The sequence below is a fragment of the Polaromonas sp. genome (assembly GCF_016185115.1).
Classification (GTDB): domain Bacteria; phylum Pseudomonadota; class Gammaproteobacteria; order Burkholderiales; family Burkholderiaceae_C; genus Polaromonas.
This window is the reverse complement of record NZ_JACPOF010000021.1, coordinates 307,134-320,029: the sequence shown is the minus strand read 5'-3', so window position 1 is coordinate 320,029 and position 12,896 is coordinate 307,134. Positions and strand designations below refer to the sequence as shown.

Genomic DNA, 12,896 nt, shown 5'->3' with positions numbered 1-12,896 from the left:
TCATGACTTTTCCTTTCCACCCAGCAGGCCACTCGCTTCACGCTCACTCAAGGTCAATTTCGGCGTCGCCTTTTTGATGCGCTTTTCAACTTCCTTGATGTGCTCGGCCGGTGAAATATTTTCAGGCAGCGTGCCGCCGATTCTTTTGATGGCATCGCGCACCTCCTTGCCAACCTGCTCATGGGTCTGGATGGCCTGCGCCTGACCGCTCACACCGCGCGCCAGCTTGTCCCGAGCCTGGGTCATTCGAAACTGGTTAGCAGCCAGCTCAGTCGCATTCATGCGGTCAAGCAGGTTGTCTTTTTCGGGAATGGCTTTGCGTTGCTTGATAGCATCACGGCCGAGACCACCATAAAGGCCTTTGTATCCCGCGTCATGAAACACACCAAACATCTTGCTCTGCACGCCAGCGTCTTGTGCCGCGCCGGACAATGCCCTGAATTCTCCGGCCGTCTGTTTGCGCAGCTCTATGCGCTCAGCATCTGCCAATGCCTGGTCGCTCAATTCCTGCCGTCGCGTCTGAAGCGCGAAGTACTGCTGGGCCTGCGCAATTTCCGGTTTGCGTGAATCACCGTTTTGAGCGATGAGGTAACAGGCAAAGCGTGAGAGGTGATAGTCCTCAACAGATCTTTGACTGCCGGAGCCTAAGTCGACCATTTTGCCGGCGCCGGCAAAATGGTTTTCAGGTTTGTTGCCGGATGCCTCGCAGGAAGCCACTGCGCGTTCAATGGCTTGCTCAAACCGGCGCCATTGCGTGTACCCCAACATGGGTTGCAGATCTCGCGCCCGCCAGTATTCGGCATTGTGCTCATTGGTTTGCCTCAAGGACTCAAACCCCGAAGTCACTACTGTTGTTGGTCCAGTATTCACGTTGGCTCCCAGTTGACTGTTTGCCATTCAATTATGAGGTAAATACTGATTAAAAACACAGCCATCTGATCAGCCCAAATACGGTTTGTTGTTAAATCCTTGTTTGTGCGCTTGGTCAGTGTGAAAAAAAGGCGCCTCACAGCGCCTATTTCTTATGCCGCCAGCCGTATGTCTGGCTTGTTGGCCTGACTCTTCAAAATCTCCCGCGCCGCAGCGAGCGGCTTCGGATCAATCCATTCGGCGATTGAAAAATCATTCTTGATGAAGCCGTGTTTGAACATGAAGTCCTTGCGCACTTCCAGCGCATGCACGAGCTTCGCGTCCAGCGAGGGCAGCAGATTGTCGTACAGGCTTTCATCAAATGCATCAGGCAGCCATTCCTTCACGACCGAGACTTCTTCGGCAATGATGGCGCCCGCTTCTTCGCGGTTCTCTCGTGCCCAGTAGGCGGCGCGCAGCACCTGCGACAGGTAGCGCGCCACGATGTCGGGATGCTTGCGCGCCAGTTCACCGCTGACGGTCAGCACATTGGGCGTACCGTTGTTGATGGCGACTTCCTGGTCGGGGTGGTGGTTGATGTCGACCACCACATGCGCACCCAGAAAGGTTTCGAGCGCAGGGCCGGCTGCGCCGTAGGTGTAGATCGCGTCGACTTCACCTCGTATAAGCGCAAAGGCCTCGGCGCTGGCCGCCTGTGCCGACTGACGTGCGTCGAACAGCGGCCCCGCATGCGAAGCCTTCTGCTGGCCGATGTAGGTGCGCTCAACAGCCAGGTCCACAAAGTTCACGTCTTTCTCGCCAAGGCCAACAGCGGCCAGCACCTGCAGGTAGCCCTGCAATGCAGAGGCGCGCCAGAAATCGATCTTGTCGTTCATGCGGCGTGGCAGGGCCAGGCGCTTGCCCTTGAGGTCTTTCGCAGTCTTGATGCCCGAGCCAGGCAGCGTGAGGATGGACTGGTACTGCGGCAGCCAGGTCAGGCCGACGACGACAACATCCTGGCCTTCGGAGCGCGACCAGATGGGCGGCGCGTTGCCGCCCTGGCGGAAGGAGTTGGCCTGGCGATGGTCGAAGTGCGACTCGCGCACGGCGCGGTCAGGCGATGAGCGAAGGGACGACACGACGATGCCGTCTTTTGCAAACTCCTGGTCTATCCAGCCCTGATGGATGGCGATGCCCGAGGCGGTAGGCACCGGGCAGCGGGTGTACCAGAGCGCATCGGGACGTGACGTTTTTGAAGGGTTGTTGGTGCTCATTCAAGGCCTCGGTTTCAGTTGAAAAGAGCGCCCATGCTAGGCAGCTGCATGCGCCTGCACAACAACTTTATTGGCGAATGCTTATGACAAATTCATGCGATGAGCTGACGCTTTTTTAAAGCTGATTTGCGCATGAACTCATCACATCTTGTTCGTTCGTTTTTTGACGTTTTGTTTTTAGAGTAGCCCTCCCGTTTGACATTTCGCTGGAGAGCACATGAAACCCGTCACCACACTTGCCGCCACACTGGCCCTGACTTTCGCAACAGCAGGTTCGGCCATCGCGCAGGCCTTCCCGAACAAGCCGATCACCATCGTCGTATCCGCAGCGCCCGGTGGCAGCCCTGACATCCTGGCGCGCATCGTCGGCGAAGCACTCGGCAAACGTGTGGGCCAGTCTGTGGTTATTGAGAACAAGCCCGGCGGCGCGGGCAATATCGCAGCAGGCTATGTGGCCAAGGCAGCGCCTGATGGCTATACGATTTTTGTGGCCAGCGACGGGCTGTCGGTCAACCAGACGCTGTTTCGCAACCTGCCCTTCCACGCCATCAACAGCTTTGCACCCATCGTGCACGCCATCTCGTCGCCCCAGGTGTTTGCCGTCAATTCCGACGTGCCGGTACGCAACGTGAAAGAGTTCATTGCGGCATCCCAGAAGCCGGGCGCCAAGCCGTTTTCGCTCGCATCGCCGGCCATAGGCACACCCGGCCAGCTGGGCGTGCTGGTGCTGCAAAACCAGGCGGCCATCAAAGTGACGCCCGTGGTTTACAAAAGCGCGCAGCCTGCATTGACCGACGTTCTTGGCAAGCATGCTGACGGCATCATCGTGACCATTGCACCGGCCCTTCCCTTTATTCGTGACGGCAAGCTGCGGCCACTGGCCGTATCAACAGCGACCCGCTCGGCCGCCCTGCCTGACGTGCCCACTTTTGCAGAACAGGGCCTGCCCAACCTCAAGTTCGGTTCCTGGCAGGGCTTTGTCGCGCCTGCAGGTACACCGCGCCCCGTGATCGACAAACTAAACCGGGAGATCAATGCCGTACTCAAGGACCCCGCCGTGCGCAGCGCGCTGTTGCAACAGGCGTTTGACCCCGAAGGCGGAACGCCTGAGGCCTTTGCCAAAATAATCTCGGATGGCATCACAGGCTGGGCCAGCGTCATCAGCGCCAACAACATTCAGCCCGATTGAAGCGTCCGCGAGCCAGCTAATTCCAACCAGCATTCAAACCAGCGACAGCGCTGGCGGGCTGGCATCTGCCGGTACCGCCACCAGCCTGTCACCCTGGTCTATGGTCAGTTCCTTGCGGGTCATCACCACCGCGCCAAAGATGGTGGCAAAGGCCACGTCCTTGGCATCACGGCCCGTGCCTACGCGGATAAGGCGGTCAATCGGCGCCATCTTGGTGCCGTCGAACAGCACCCAGCGGTCGTCCAGCCAGGCTTCGAACACGGCATGGAAATCCTGCGGCGGCTCATCAAAATAAACGTAGCCGACAACCAGCCGTGCGGGGATGTTCAGAGCGCGGCACAGCGTGATGCCCAGATGCGCAAAGTCGCGGCAGACACCGGCACGCTGCACAAAAACTTCCTGCGAGGTGGTGGTTGAGTTGCTGAAGCCGGGCAGGTAATAAATCGACTCATGCAGCCAGGTTTCAATGGCGCGCACGCGGCTCAGGCCGTGCGGCAGGTGGCCGAACAGCTGCTGCGCGACGCGGCTCATCACGTCGGATTCGCAGTAACGGCTGGGCATGAGGTAGCGCAGCACGTCATCCGGGACGGATGTCACGGGCGACTCATCAAGATGCAGCGGCACCGCCACCGGGTTGAGCTCGATCTTCGCGTGGTAGTTGACAGACAGTACGCCCTTGGGCGCATCGAGCCGCACAAAGCGGTTGCCGTTGCGCTCGTCCGAATGCGTGCGCACCTTCATGCTGGGCGTGATGGTCAGGCGCTCCTCAAGGATGTTATGGCCTTCATGAAAAGCAGCCTCAATGTGAAACAGGAAGTGTGCCGGATGGGTGACTTCGTAGTCAAGCAGCAGGTCAACGGTGGCGGTATGCATAGTTTTTAATGAGTGGGTCAAAACAAAATGGCAGTCACTGACTGCCATCGGAAACATGAGCGATTAAAGCGGCGTCCTTCGCTCGGGCAACCTGCCGTCGGTAGGCGTGAACCAGTTCTTGCAGGTGACAAACACGATGTGCGCTGCGCGCTCCATCACGTCTTTGGCCTGTGTCTTGCGGGTACTGCGCGCCTTCAGGCGATTGACAAGTAAAAGCTCGGCAATACCGGCCTTGATCTTGTCAGGCGCATAGGCAGCGGGCGCTGCAACAGGCTTTACCGCAGAGCTGGCCGGGAAAAGCCGCTGGCGCAGCCGCGCAACAAGACCCGCGTTGCCCAAAGGCGCAAGCTCCCTTCCTTCAGAAGGCTGCATTTACTTCAGCACTTTTCTCGCGGCGCCCACGCCCAGCGCAGCCAGCACAATGAACACGACTGCCAGGATCAGGAACAGGCCGAAGAGGATTTTGGCGATGCCGGCAGAACCGGCAGCAATGCCGCCAAAACCGAGAGCGGCCGCAACGAGGGAAATAAGCGCAAAAATGATGGCGTACTTGAGCATCAATGACTCCTTGGTGGCACGGGCAGATGCCTGCGCACAGTTGGGTTGATATGCATTGATACTAAAAGCCGGCAGGCGCCGGCCGAATCAGTAGCCCCCGCTTCACCCTGTAGGACAAGTGCTGCCGGAGCTGGAGAAATTTACTTTCTGAACAGCTTGCCCAGGCCCTCGCTGAGCTTGCTGCCCAGGTTGGCGCCCGCGCCTGTGCCAACGCCGGGCATGACGGCCTTACCCAGGGCTGCGCCCAGCAGCGCGGCCCGTGACAGTGTGACTTCGGGCGAATCCAGCGTACCGCTCACCACCAGCGGCACAGCCACCGCGCCGCCAATGGCGTTGCCCAGCTTGCTTTCGGCCGAAAGGTTCACACTGACAAGGCCGCTGAGTGCTTTCGCCTGTGACACCGCCACATTCCCGGTGGCGCTGAGCGCACCTGATGTCGCCACAAGGTTGCTCAGCTGGGCCGCACGCCCGTTGGTGGCGATATGGCCGGCCAGGGTCTGCAGCTCCGTCTGCCCGCCGCGGCTCAGGCCCACCGTCCTGACGGCCTTGGCCAGGTCAATGCCGTGAACAATCGCGCCGTGCACGGTGAAGGTCGTCTGGGTCTGCAGCGCTTCGACCAGCGCTGCAGTGGTGGCGGCGCGGGCATTGAGGGTGGTGTTGGCTTCGAGCTTGCCGCTCAGGGGTTTGTTGGGCGCAGTCAGGGCCGAGACCTCGACATCACGCGTTTCAATCTTGCCCTGCACCACCAGCTCAGGGCCGGCTTTCACGACCTTGCGCTCCAGCCCCAGCTTGCCGGCCATCTTGCCCCCGCCCACATTGACCTGCAGGTCCCACTGGTCTGCTGTGCTGTCTGCTGTGGCACGCGGTTCACGCCTGAGCTGCGCCGTCAGGCCCTGCAGGTTGCCGCGTATCAGCTTGAGGCTGGCGCTGTCGGGCAATGCGTCTGCGCCCAGCCTGGCCTCGCCTTCAACGGCGGTACTGGTGCCGGTGTTGCTGACCCAGGTGACATCGTCAAGAATCGTGCGGCGCGGCAGCCACGTCAGGTCGTCTGCAGGTGCAGTGACGACCGTTGCTGCCGGTAGAGCCGGCGCCAGTTTTTGTGCGGCGGCAGGTGTTGCAGGTGCAGACGCTGTCGCCGGCCCCGCAGGCGCAGGCCGGCCGACCACGGCGACCTGCTTCTTTTTCTGTAGCGCGAGCAGGATGGCGTCTATGCCTTGCTGGGGCAGCACCGCCTTGCGGATGATGAGCGTGGCGATCGACAACTCACCGCGCATCAATGCCTGCCACTGCGGACGTACTTCCAGCCGCTCAAGCGTGACCGGGGGCTGGCTTTGCACCGTCAGGCCCCCAAAGGCCACGGCGGGCAAGGGCCAGACATCAACTGTCATGCTGCCCACAACAACCGGCACACCCAGCGCCGCGCCCGCCTCGCGCTCCACACGTTGCCTGAAGTCGTCAGAGCCGACCCAGCGGTGAAGCGCAAAGATCACAGCCGCAAGCAACAGAACAAGTGCCAGCAGAACCAACAGCAGCCATTTGAAATATCGTGCCATGCGCCATTGTGGCAAATCGCGCCTGTCCCCGGGGCGCATGAAAACGCACGGCCAGCGGCTAGCATTGGGGGCCGGCCGCCTTTTTCATCCGGCGGCCTGTGCCACCCATAACTATCAAGGACAAACCATGAAGCTGTATTACTCCCCCGGCGCCTGTTCACTCTCCCCGCACATCACGCTGCACGAGTCCGGTCTGAAGTTTGAACACCTCGCTGCCCCGACCAAGACCCACAAGCTCGATGACGGCACCGACTACTACACCATCAACCCGCTGGGTTATGTGCCCCTGCTGGAGCTGGACGACGGCACCCGCCTGCGCGAAGGCCCGGCCATCGTGCAGTATGTGGCCGACCAGGTGCCCGAGAAAAAGCTGGCCCCGCCCAACGGCACGATTGCCCGCGCGCAGCTGCAGTCGTGGCTCAACTTCATTGGCACCGAACTGCACAAGGGTTTTGGCCCGCTGTTCAACCCGGCCACGCCTGAAGAGTTCAAGAAGGTCACGGCCGACAAGCTGATGTCGCGCCTGAAGTGGGTAGACGGCGAGCTGGCCGGCAAGCAGTACCTGATGGGCGACTTCACGGTGGCCGACCCCTACCTTTTCACCGTGACCGGCTGGGCGCCGCGCGTGGGTGTGGACATCACAGGGTTTGCCAACATCACCGCCTTCCGCGAACGCATGATGGCGCGTCCGGCGGTACAGGCTGCGCTCAAACATGAAGGTTTGCTGAAGTAAGCACTGCAGCCGGCGCTTCCTGGCTTGTCATCCCGGGCCTGACCCGGGATCCATGCCTTTCGCGCCCGGCTGAAAACTCGGGAGCATGGATTGCGGATCGAGTCCGCAATGACTGCTGGAAAGCATTTTTTAACTTCTACGGCAAAAATTTAACGTACACGTTAAAAATTTCTTCTGGCGGCGGCTTGACCTGCTCAGGAGGCCTCAAACAGGTCAAAAAACGGCTTTTTTGAGGCATAAAAACGGCTGCGGGCCAATAAATATGCGCGCAAACAGCTATTGAATTGATAGCAAATTGAGGCAAAACCGACATATCCGGCAAGAGTCGGGGTCATGGATTGCGGATCAGGTCCGTAATGACAGCCCGGCTTTGCCTGCTGACACAAATCCAGCAGCCTGTCTTGCACATGTGAATCCTGTTTGGGTCAAACTGCATGACTTCCCCGATTTACGGACCCCTTTCATGACCACTCTGTTTGAACCCACCAAAGCCGGCGACCTCGAGCTTGCCAACCGCATCGTCATGGCGCCGCTCACGCGCAACCGCTCGCCCAACGCCATTCCGCCTGACATCGCCCAGACCTATTACGCGCAGCGCGCCAGCGCGGGGCTGCTGATCACCGAGGCCACCGCCATCAGCCACCAGGGCCAGGGTTATGCCGATGTGCCTGGCCTGTACGGCACCGAGCAACTCGACAGCTGGAAAAAAGTCACCCAAGCCGTGCACGAGGCTGGCGGCAAGATCGTGGTGCAACTCTGGCATGTGGGGCGTGTCTCGCACAACGAGCTGCAGCCGAACGGTGGCAAGCCGGTCGCGCCATCGGCCATCACGGCCAAAACCAAAACCGTGCTGATCAGGGACGGCAAGGCCGTGTTTGTCGATACTTCTGCGCCCCGCGCGCTCGACCTTGAAGAGCTGCCCGGCATCGTGCACACCTACCAGGCCGCTGCGCGCAATGCGGTCGAAACCGCCGGTTTTGACGGCGTTGAAATTCACGGCGCCAACGGCTACCTGCTGGACCAGTTTTTGCGCAGCGACTCCAACAAGCGCACCGACGACTATGGCGGCAGCATCAAAAACCGCGCCCGCCTGCTGCTTGAAGTGACGCGCGCCGTGACCGACGCGATTGGCGGCGGCCGCACCGGCATACGCCTGTCGCCGGTCACGCCGTCCAACGATGCGCACGACGCTGATCCGCAGCCGCTGTTTGAATACGTGGTCAAACACCTGGCCACGCTCAATCTGGCCTACATCCACATCATTGAAGGCATGACGGGCGGCCCGCGCGAAATCGCAGACCGTCCGTTTGACTATGCAGCGCTCAAGCAGGCTTACCGCACTGCGGGAGGCAAGGGCGCGTGGATGGTCAACAACGGCTACAACAAGGCACTGGCTGAAAAAGCCGTGGCGGACGGCGCCGACCTGGTGGCCTTCGGCGTTCCCTTCCTGGCCAACCCCGACCTGCCCGCCCGCCTGAAAGCAGGTGCAGAACTCAATGCGCCAGACAAGAGCACCTTCTACGGCGGCGGCGCGAAAGGCTACACCGACTACCCGACGCTGGCGTGACGCCTCTCCTGGCTTGAAGGCCCCAGCCCTATGGGTGCAGGGGCATTCAACACGATGCGCGCGAACAGCCTGTCATAACAGGGGTCCTGCACGCCGCCGGGCTTGAGCGGGTCGCGGTTGGTGTCGAAGGCGGCATCGAGTTCAAGCCAGTCTTCAGCGCCCAGCCCCTTGTCGGCTGCGGGCAGGATGACCGCTTCTTCCAGCCGCATGTGTTCAAGGTAGAAGGTGACGTACTGGCGCGCCGCCTCTTCGAATGCCGGCCGGCGCCCATCGCCCAGAAGCTCCCAGGCCAGCAACAGGTGCTGCAGGTTGCGGACGGCGATTTCCCCGTTCATGTGCTCACGCTCAAGCCGCTCGACCGTCGCCATGGTTTCTGGCGCCACGCGTACAACTTTCGGAAACAGCAGGTCCGACTCTTTCGGGTGATGCTGCTTTTCGGGAAACTCGTCGATGTAAAACAGCATGGCGCGCAACACGTCGAAAAACGTGTCGTGCTCATCACCGGGCCCACGGGTCACCATCATTAGCATGGACCTGAGCATCGCTGACAGGGAGGCATGCTCATCACGGATGATGGTCAGGGTGGTGTGGGACATGGCGGACTCCGGCAAAGTAGATGCTGCAGCATCCCACGCTGCGGCCCTGCGCGCCTTGACGCAAATCAAGAATCCGGCCTAGAACTCCGTGTGCAGCCGCACGCTGAATACCTGCACAGGCCCCCGGTCGCGGTTGTAGCCCGGGTTGGTGATGTGCTGCAGGCCCAGGCTCAAGGCTGTTTGCAGCCTGCCTGCGCGCATGGCCCATTCGGGCAAGGTCCAGCGGTAGTACGTTTCAAAAATGCGCTCGCTGCCGTAGTTCAGCCTGCCGTCGCCAAGAAAGGCGCCCTGGCCGCCCGCTGCGAGATAGTTGCGGTGGCCGGAAGACAAACCATTGACGGCATAGGCCACACCCACGCGGTCCTGCGGGCGACCCCATGCGCTGCCGGTGAACTGGCCGCCCGCTGAAAGCTGCCGGTCGATTTCGGTGAAGGCATAGGTTTCAAGATTGCCGCTGTTGCTGCTGGCGCGAACAAAAAGGCCGGCGTCATCACCCAATGGCGCTTCAAGCGTCGCACCCCAGCCGGTTTTGGTCTGGCTGCGACGTACCAGTGACAGGTCAGGCACGCCACCAGGTGCCAGCGCATCATTGAAGCTGCCCGCAATGATGCGGTTGCGAAACATCAGCAGGCGGCCGCGCATAGCCCCGGCTGGCAGCGTCACGGGCAGGTTGCCATCAAGCTCGATCTGGTCACCGTACTGGCGCGCAAGATTGCGATCCAGCGGCAGGCCGTTGCTTTCCTTCGGCTGCATGGCGCGGCCCACGCGTATGGACCAGGCCGGCGTGCGGTACTCAATGACGGCGCCGGTGGTGTAGCCGCGTGCATCGGCCGGGTAGTCCCACGCGCCATGCGTCATGAAAGCCCAATTCATGAATTGCTCGCGCGGGTCTTTTGCGTAGGGGTTGTTGTCAAAGTAGTCCAGCAGCGAGAACGAGCCTGCGGTGATGGTCCAGCGTTTTGTGCCGTAGTTGCCGCCCAGCTCATTGAAGTCGGCCTCTACCTTCTCAGTCTCGCTACCAACATCAAAACGTTGCTGCACAAACAGACGGCCAATGTATTTCCTGAGGCTGGTCGAACTGCCGCGCTGCAGTTCGCCATTGCTCAGGCCGCCCGATCCGCCGAGGTTTGACAGTGGCACCCCCTGCGAGCCTTCCGGGTTGAAGTGCAGTTGCGCGCCGTTCCAGAGCCGCGCGCCGAAGTCGGCTGTGGTGGTGAATGAATAGGATTTTTCGGCAGCTGGTCTGATCGATTTCGGCCCGGTGTACGCCGCACTGAAGGAGGGTTTGCGTTGCCAGATATAAGTGGCCTGCGCATGAAAACCGAAAGCGGGCGCAGGCGCTGAATCTGCCTGCGCCGCTGCTGCGAGTGGCAACAGCAGGGGCAGGATTGCAACGCGGAATCGCAGAGAACGGGAAAAGTGCTTCATGGCAAACCGGGCGACAAAGACCCCGATTTTCGGGGTCCAACGCCGTGGAGTTTACGAGTGCTTGATGTCAGGACAAAGTCATGCCGGCAAAGGTGCTTTCAACTCCGGACTTCAAACCGCACACTCGCCTTGAGCCCCGGCTCGCCCTCAACGGAATCGAGGCTGAAGCGGGCGTCCAGCAACTCGGCGTAACGGCTCACAATCGCCAGCCCCAGCCCGGCGCCCTCGCCCAGGCGTCGGCCTGCAGGGCCCAGCGTCCAGCGGTTGCGCAACTGGCCGGCGTCGTGCTCGCTGATGCCCGGGCCGTTGTCGATCACGGAGAGCACGGCATCGCCGCCCTCGCGTGACACGGTGACGGTCACGCGGGGTTGGGCGGCCTTGCCATAACGCAGGGCGTTGTCGAGCAGGTTGCCGAGAATGCCTTCGAGCAAGGCTGCATCTGCCTGCACCACCACGGCTTCGTCCAGGCCTTCGCCGCCCAGGTCAACACCCGCAGCATCGGCCTTGGGCATGTAGCGCAGCAATACGCTGCGCGCGAGCTCGTTGAGCGCGACAGGCTCAAGCCGCAGGCCGGCACGCGCTTCGTCCGCCAGTGCAAGGGCCAGCAACTGCTCGACCATGTGGCTGGCCCTGGCCTCGCCGTGGATGATGCCCTGCAGTTGCTCGCGCCAGACCTGCGGGTCGGCATGGGCCAGTGCGTAGCCGGCCTGCGCGCGAATGCCGGCCAGCGGCGTACGCAGCTCGTGCGCCACATTGCCGGCAAATTCGCGCTGGGCGCTGATGCTTTCATCAAGCCGGGCGAGCATGGAATTGACAGCCAGGCCCAGGCGCTCGACATCGCGGGTGCTGGCAAAGGTGGTGGCGGAAGGCGGCACGGGCGTGAGGTCGCGTGCGTCACGGCGGTCTACCGCGCGCTGCAGCTCTGCCAGCGGCCTGAGGTCGCGCTGTATCACGCGCAGCAGCCACCAGCCCAGCAGCAGCAGCAGCAATACCTGCGGCACCACGGCATAGGCCAGCATGCGGTGCAACAGGCTGCTGCGGCTGGCCGATGTCTGGCCCATCACGACCGTGAAATCGACCGGATCAGTGCGGCGCAGGCTGACCACCCGCAACGCACGGCCCTGAAACTGTATGTCTGAAAAACCGTAATTGGCGTCTGCCGCCAGCACCGGCGGCCGCAGGCCGGCATGGCCCGCGACCAGTTCACCGTCAGGCTTGAGCACTGCAAAATAATTGGACTCGCTCTGGTCGAAGAGCAGCGCGCCCAGTTCGCGGGGCGACAGGTTGAGCGACGGGCCGTCAACGCTGGCGCGCACATTCGCGGCGACGGCATAGGCATCGTCGAGCATGGAACGGTCAAAGGCCTGGCCGGCGAAATAGTTGGCGACCGACAGTGCGACGGTGGTGCCCAGTGCCCACATCAGCACCAGCGGCAACACGACGTGCCGCGTCAGCCGGCTTCTCAATGACGGCTTTGCCCTGCGCTTTTGGGATGACTTTTCAGCCCCCGTCGGCTCACTCACGAGGCATCTTCCTCAAGCACGTAACCCAGACCGCGCAATGTACGTATGCTGACGCCACTGCCCGCCAGCTTCTTTCGCAAACGCGAGATAAAGGCCTCAAGGGCGTTGTCACCCAGCGCGCCGTCGGTCTCCGAGAGTTTTTCAGACAGCACGCGCTTGCTGACGACCCGGCCTGGCGGCGTCATGAGTTCCCACAACACTTCAAACTCGCGTGCGGGCAGGTCCCATGACTGGCCCTCCAGAAAAAACCGCCGCGCCTTGCGGTCCAGCGCGAGCAGGCCCTGTTCGACCCGGTCGTCGGTACCGTGCACACGCCGCACCAGCGCGCGCAGGCGTGCTTCAACCTCGGCCAGGTCAAACGGTTTGCCGAGGTAGTCGTCCGCGCCGGCATCAAGTCCGGCGATGCGCTCTTCGGTGCGGTCGCGAGCGGTGAGCACCAGCACGGGGGTGCGGTCACCGCGTGCGCGGGCTTCGCGCAGCACCGTCAGGCCGTTGCCCATGCCGCTGCGCTCCTGGTGCGAGACCGGCAGGTTGAGGTCCAGCAGCACCGAGTCGTAGGCCTGCACGCGCCACCAGTGGCGTGCCTCGTCCATGGTGGTGGCTACGTCGACGCGGTGGCCGGCATCAACCAGGCTGCGCAACATCACGTTGCAGAGCACGGCATCGTCTTCAACCAGAAGGATTCGCATGAGGTGGTTATCTCCGGGTGCCGGTGCTTCCACGTCGCTTGCGTCTGCGGTTCTACGTAGAAAT

14 protein-coding genes are annotated in these 12,896 nt (G+C 61.6%); 3 read left to right on the top strand and 11 right to left on the bottom strand.

Annotated elements, in window-relative coordinates; genetic code table 11:
* Both dinD and HYX42_RS16865 read right to left on the bottom strand, forming a co-directional pair.
* Entirely contained in the window at positions 1 to 897 is an 897-nt protein-coding gene (dinD, locus tag HYX42_RS16870) for a DNA damage-inducible protein D (protein ID WP_293405124.1), read from the bottom strand.
* A 125-nt stretch (positions 898 to 1,022) separates the two neighbouring features.
* Positions 1,023 to 2,123, bottom strand: coding sequence for an ABC transporter substrate-binding protein (locus HYX42_RS16865; protein WP_293405122.1), 1,101 nt, complete (start codon positions 2,121 to 2,123; stop codon positions 1,023 to 1,025).
* 217 nt (positions 2,124 to 2,340) lie between these two features.
* On the opposite strand from HYX42_RS16865, the gene HYX42_RS16860 reads away from it, so the two are divergent.
* On the top strand, positions 2,341 to 3,312 hold the full coding sequence (locus HYX42_RS16860) for a tripartite tricarboxylate transporter substrate binding protein (RefSeq protein ID WP_293405120.1): 972 nt from the start codon (positions 2,341 to 2,343) through the stop codon (positions 3,310 to 3,312).
* A 33-nt stretch (positions 3,313 to 3,345) separates the two neighbouring features.
* Here the strand turns inward: HYX42_RS16860 and HYX42_RS16855 are convergent, their stop codons facing one another.
* The 4 genes from HYX42_RS16855 to HYX42_RS16840 form a co-directional block, all read right to left on the bottom strand.
* Positions 3,346 to 4,185, bottom strand: a complete 840-nt coding sequence (locus HYX42_RS16855; RefSeq protein WP_293405117.1) for a transglutaminase family protein — start codon at positions 4,183 to 4,185, stop codon at positions 3,346 to 3,348.
* A gap of 63 nt (positions 4,186 to 4,248) precedes the next feature.
* Positions 4,249 to 4,557 carry a hypothetical protein gene (locus tag HYX42_RS16850; protein ID WP_293405115.1) on the bottom strand — a complete coding sequence of 103 codons (309 nt, stop codon included), beginning with the start codon at positions 4,555 to 4,557 and terminating at the stop codon, positions 4,249 to 4,251.
* Positions 4,558 to 4,743, bottom strand: a complete 186-nt coding sequence (locus tag HYX42_RS16845; protein WP_293405113.1) for a DUF1328 domain-containing protein — start codon at positions 4,741 to 4,743, stop codon at positions 4,558 to 4,560.
* Positions 4,744 to 4,883: 140 nt separating this feature from the next.
* On the bottom strand, positions 4,884 to 6,296 hold the full coding sequence (locus HYX42_RS16840; protein ID WP_293405111.1) for a hypothetical protein: 1,413 nt from the start codon (positions 6,294 to 6,296) through the stop codon (positions 4,884 to 4,886).
* Positions 6,297 to 6,423: 127 nt separating this feature from the next.
* Here HYX42_RS16840 and gstA point away from each other — a divergent pair, with 127 nt between their 5' ends.
* On the top strand, positions 6,424 to 7,029 hold the full coding sequence (gstA, locus tag HYX42_RS16835; RefSeq protein ID WP_293405109.1) for a glutathione transferase GstA: 606 nt from the start codon (positions 6,424 to 6,426) through the stop codon (positions 7,027 to 7,029).
* A gap of 194 nt (positions 7,030 to 7,223) precedes the next feature.
* Here gstA and HYX42_RS16830 read toward each other — a convergent pair whose 3' ends face one another.
* The gene (locus tag HYX42_RS16830; RefSeq protein ID WP_293405107.1) at positions 7,224 to 7,436 is read right to left on the bottom strand and encodes a hypothetical protein; all 213 of its coding nucleotides are present in this window, start codon (positions 7,434 to 7,436) and stop codon (positions 7,224 to 7,226) included.
* Between the two features lie 56 nt (positions 7,437 to 7,492).
* On the opposite strand from HYX42_RS16830, the gene HYX42_RS16825 reads away from it, so the two are divergent.
* The gene (locus HYX42_RS16825) at positions 7,493 to 8,596 is read left to right on the top strand and encodes an alkene reductase (protein ID WP_293405105.1); all 1,104 of its coding nucleotides are present in this window, start codon (positions 7,493 to 7,495) and stop codon (positions 8,594 to 8,596) included.
* Here HYX42_RS16825 and HYX42_RS16820 read toward each other — a convergent pair.
* From HYX42_RS16820 to HYX42_RS16805, 4 genes are all read right to left on the bottom strand, one after another.
* Entirely contained in the window at positions 8,578 to 9,192 is a 615-nt protein-coding gene (locus tag HYX42_RS16820) for a hemerythrin domain-containing protein (RefSeq protein ID WP_293405103.1), read from the bottom strand. The two genes, HYX42_RS16825 and HYX42_RS16820, sit on opposite strands and share 19 nt — an antisense overlap.
* A 78-nt stretch (positions 9,193 to 9,270) precedes the next feature.
* Positions 9,271 to 10,620: a carbohydrate porin gene (locus tag HYX42_RS16815; RefSeq protein WP_293405101.1), complete on the bottom strand. Its 1,350-nt coding sequence runs from the start codon at positions 10,618 to 10,620 to the stop codon at positions 9,271 to 9,273.
* Between the two features lie 98 nt (positions 10,621 to 10,718).
* Entirely contained in the window at positions 10,719 to 12,143 is a 1,425-nt protein-coding gene (locus tag HYX42_RS16810) for a sensor histidine kinase (RefSeq protein WP_293405099.1), read from the bottom strand.
* The gene (locus HYX42_RS16805) at positions 12,140 to 12,832 is read right to left on the bottom strand and encodes a response regulator transcription factor (RefSeq protein ID WP_293405097.1); all 693 of its coding nucleotides are present in this window, start codon (positions 12,830 to 12,832) and stop codon (positions 12,140 to 12,142) included. The genes HYX42_RS16810 and HYX42_RS16805 overlap by 4 nt, the downstream gene beginning before the upstream one ends.
* Positions 12,833 to 12,896 lie beyond the last annotated feature (64 nt).

What these genes read in the sequence shown, in the direction of transcription:
- dinD (WP_293405124.1), bottom strand. Translation starts at nt 897, where the DNA reads ATGGCAAACAGTCAACTGGGAGCCAACGTGAATACTGGACCAACAACA.
- HYX42_RS16840 (WP_293405111.1), bottom strand. Translation starts at nt 6,296, where the DNA reads ATGGCACGATATTTCAAATGGCTGCTGTTGGTTCTGCTGGCACTTGTT.
- HYX42_RS16820 (WP_293405103.1), bottom strand. Translation starts at nt 9,192, where the DNA reads ATGTCCCACACCACCCTGACCATCATCCGTGATGAGCATGCCTCCCTG.
- HYX42_RS16860 (WP_293405120.1), top strand. Translation starts at nt 2,341, where the DNA reads ATGAAACCCGTCACCACACTTGCCGCCACACTGGCCCTGACTTTCGCA.
- gstA (WP_293405109.1), top strand. Translation starts at nt 6,424, where the DNA reads ATGAAGCTGTATTACTCCCCCGGCGCCTGTTCACTCTCCCCGCACATC.
- HYX42_RS16850 (WP_293405115.1), bottom strand. Translation starts at nt 4,557, where the DNA reads ATGCAGCCTTCTGAAGGAAGGGAGCTTGCGCCTTTGGGCAACGCGGGT.
- HYX42_RS16865 (WP_293405122.1), bottom strand. Translation starts at nt 2,123, where the DNA reads ATGAGCACCAACAACCCTTCAAAAACGTCACGTCCCGATGCGCTCTGG.
- HYX42_RS16845 (WP_293405113.1), bottom strand. Translation starts at nt 4,743, where the DNA reads ATGCTCAAGTACGCCATCATTTTTGCGCTTATTTCCCTCGTTGCGGCC.
- HYX42_RS16805 (WP_293405097.1), bottom strand. Translation starts at nt 12,832, where the DNA reads ATGCGAATCCTTCTGGTTGAAGACGATGCCGTGCTCTGCAACGTGATG.
- HYX42_RS16815 (WP_293405101.1), bottom strand. Translation starts at nt 10,620, where the DNA reads ATGAAGCACTTTTCCCGTTCTCTGCGATTCCGCGTTGCAATCCTGCCC.
- HYX42_RS16825 (WP_293405105.1), top strand. Translation starts at nt 7,493, where the DNA reads ATGACCACTCTGTTTGAACCCACCAAAGCCGGCGACCTCGAGCTTGCC.
- HYX42_RS16855 (WP_293405117.1), bottom strand. Translation starts at nt 4,185, where the DNA reads ATGCATACCGCCACCGTTGACCTGCTGCTTGACTACGAAGTCACCCAT.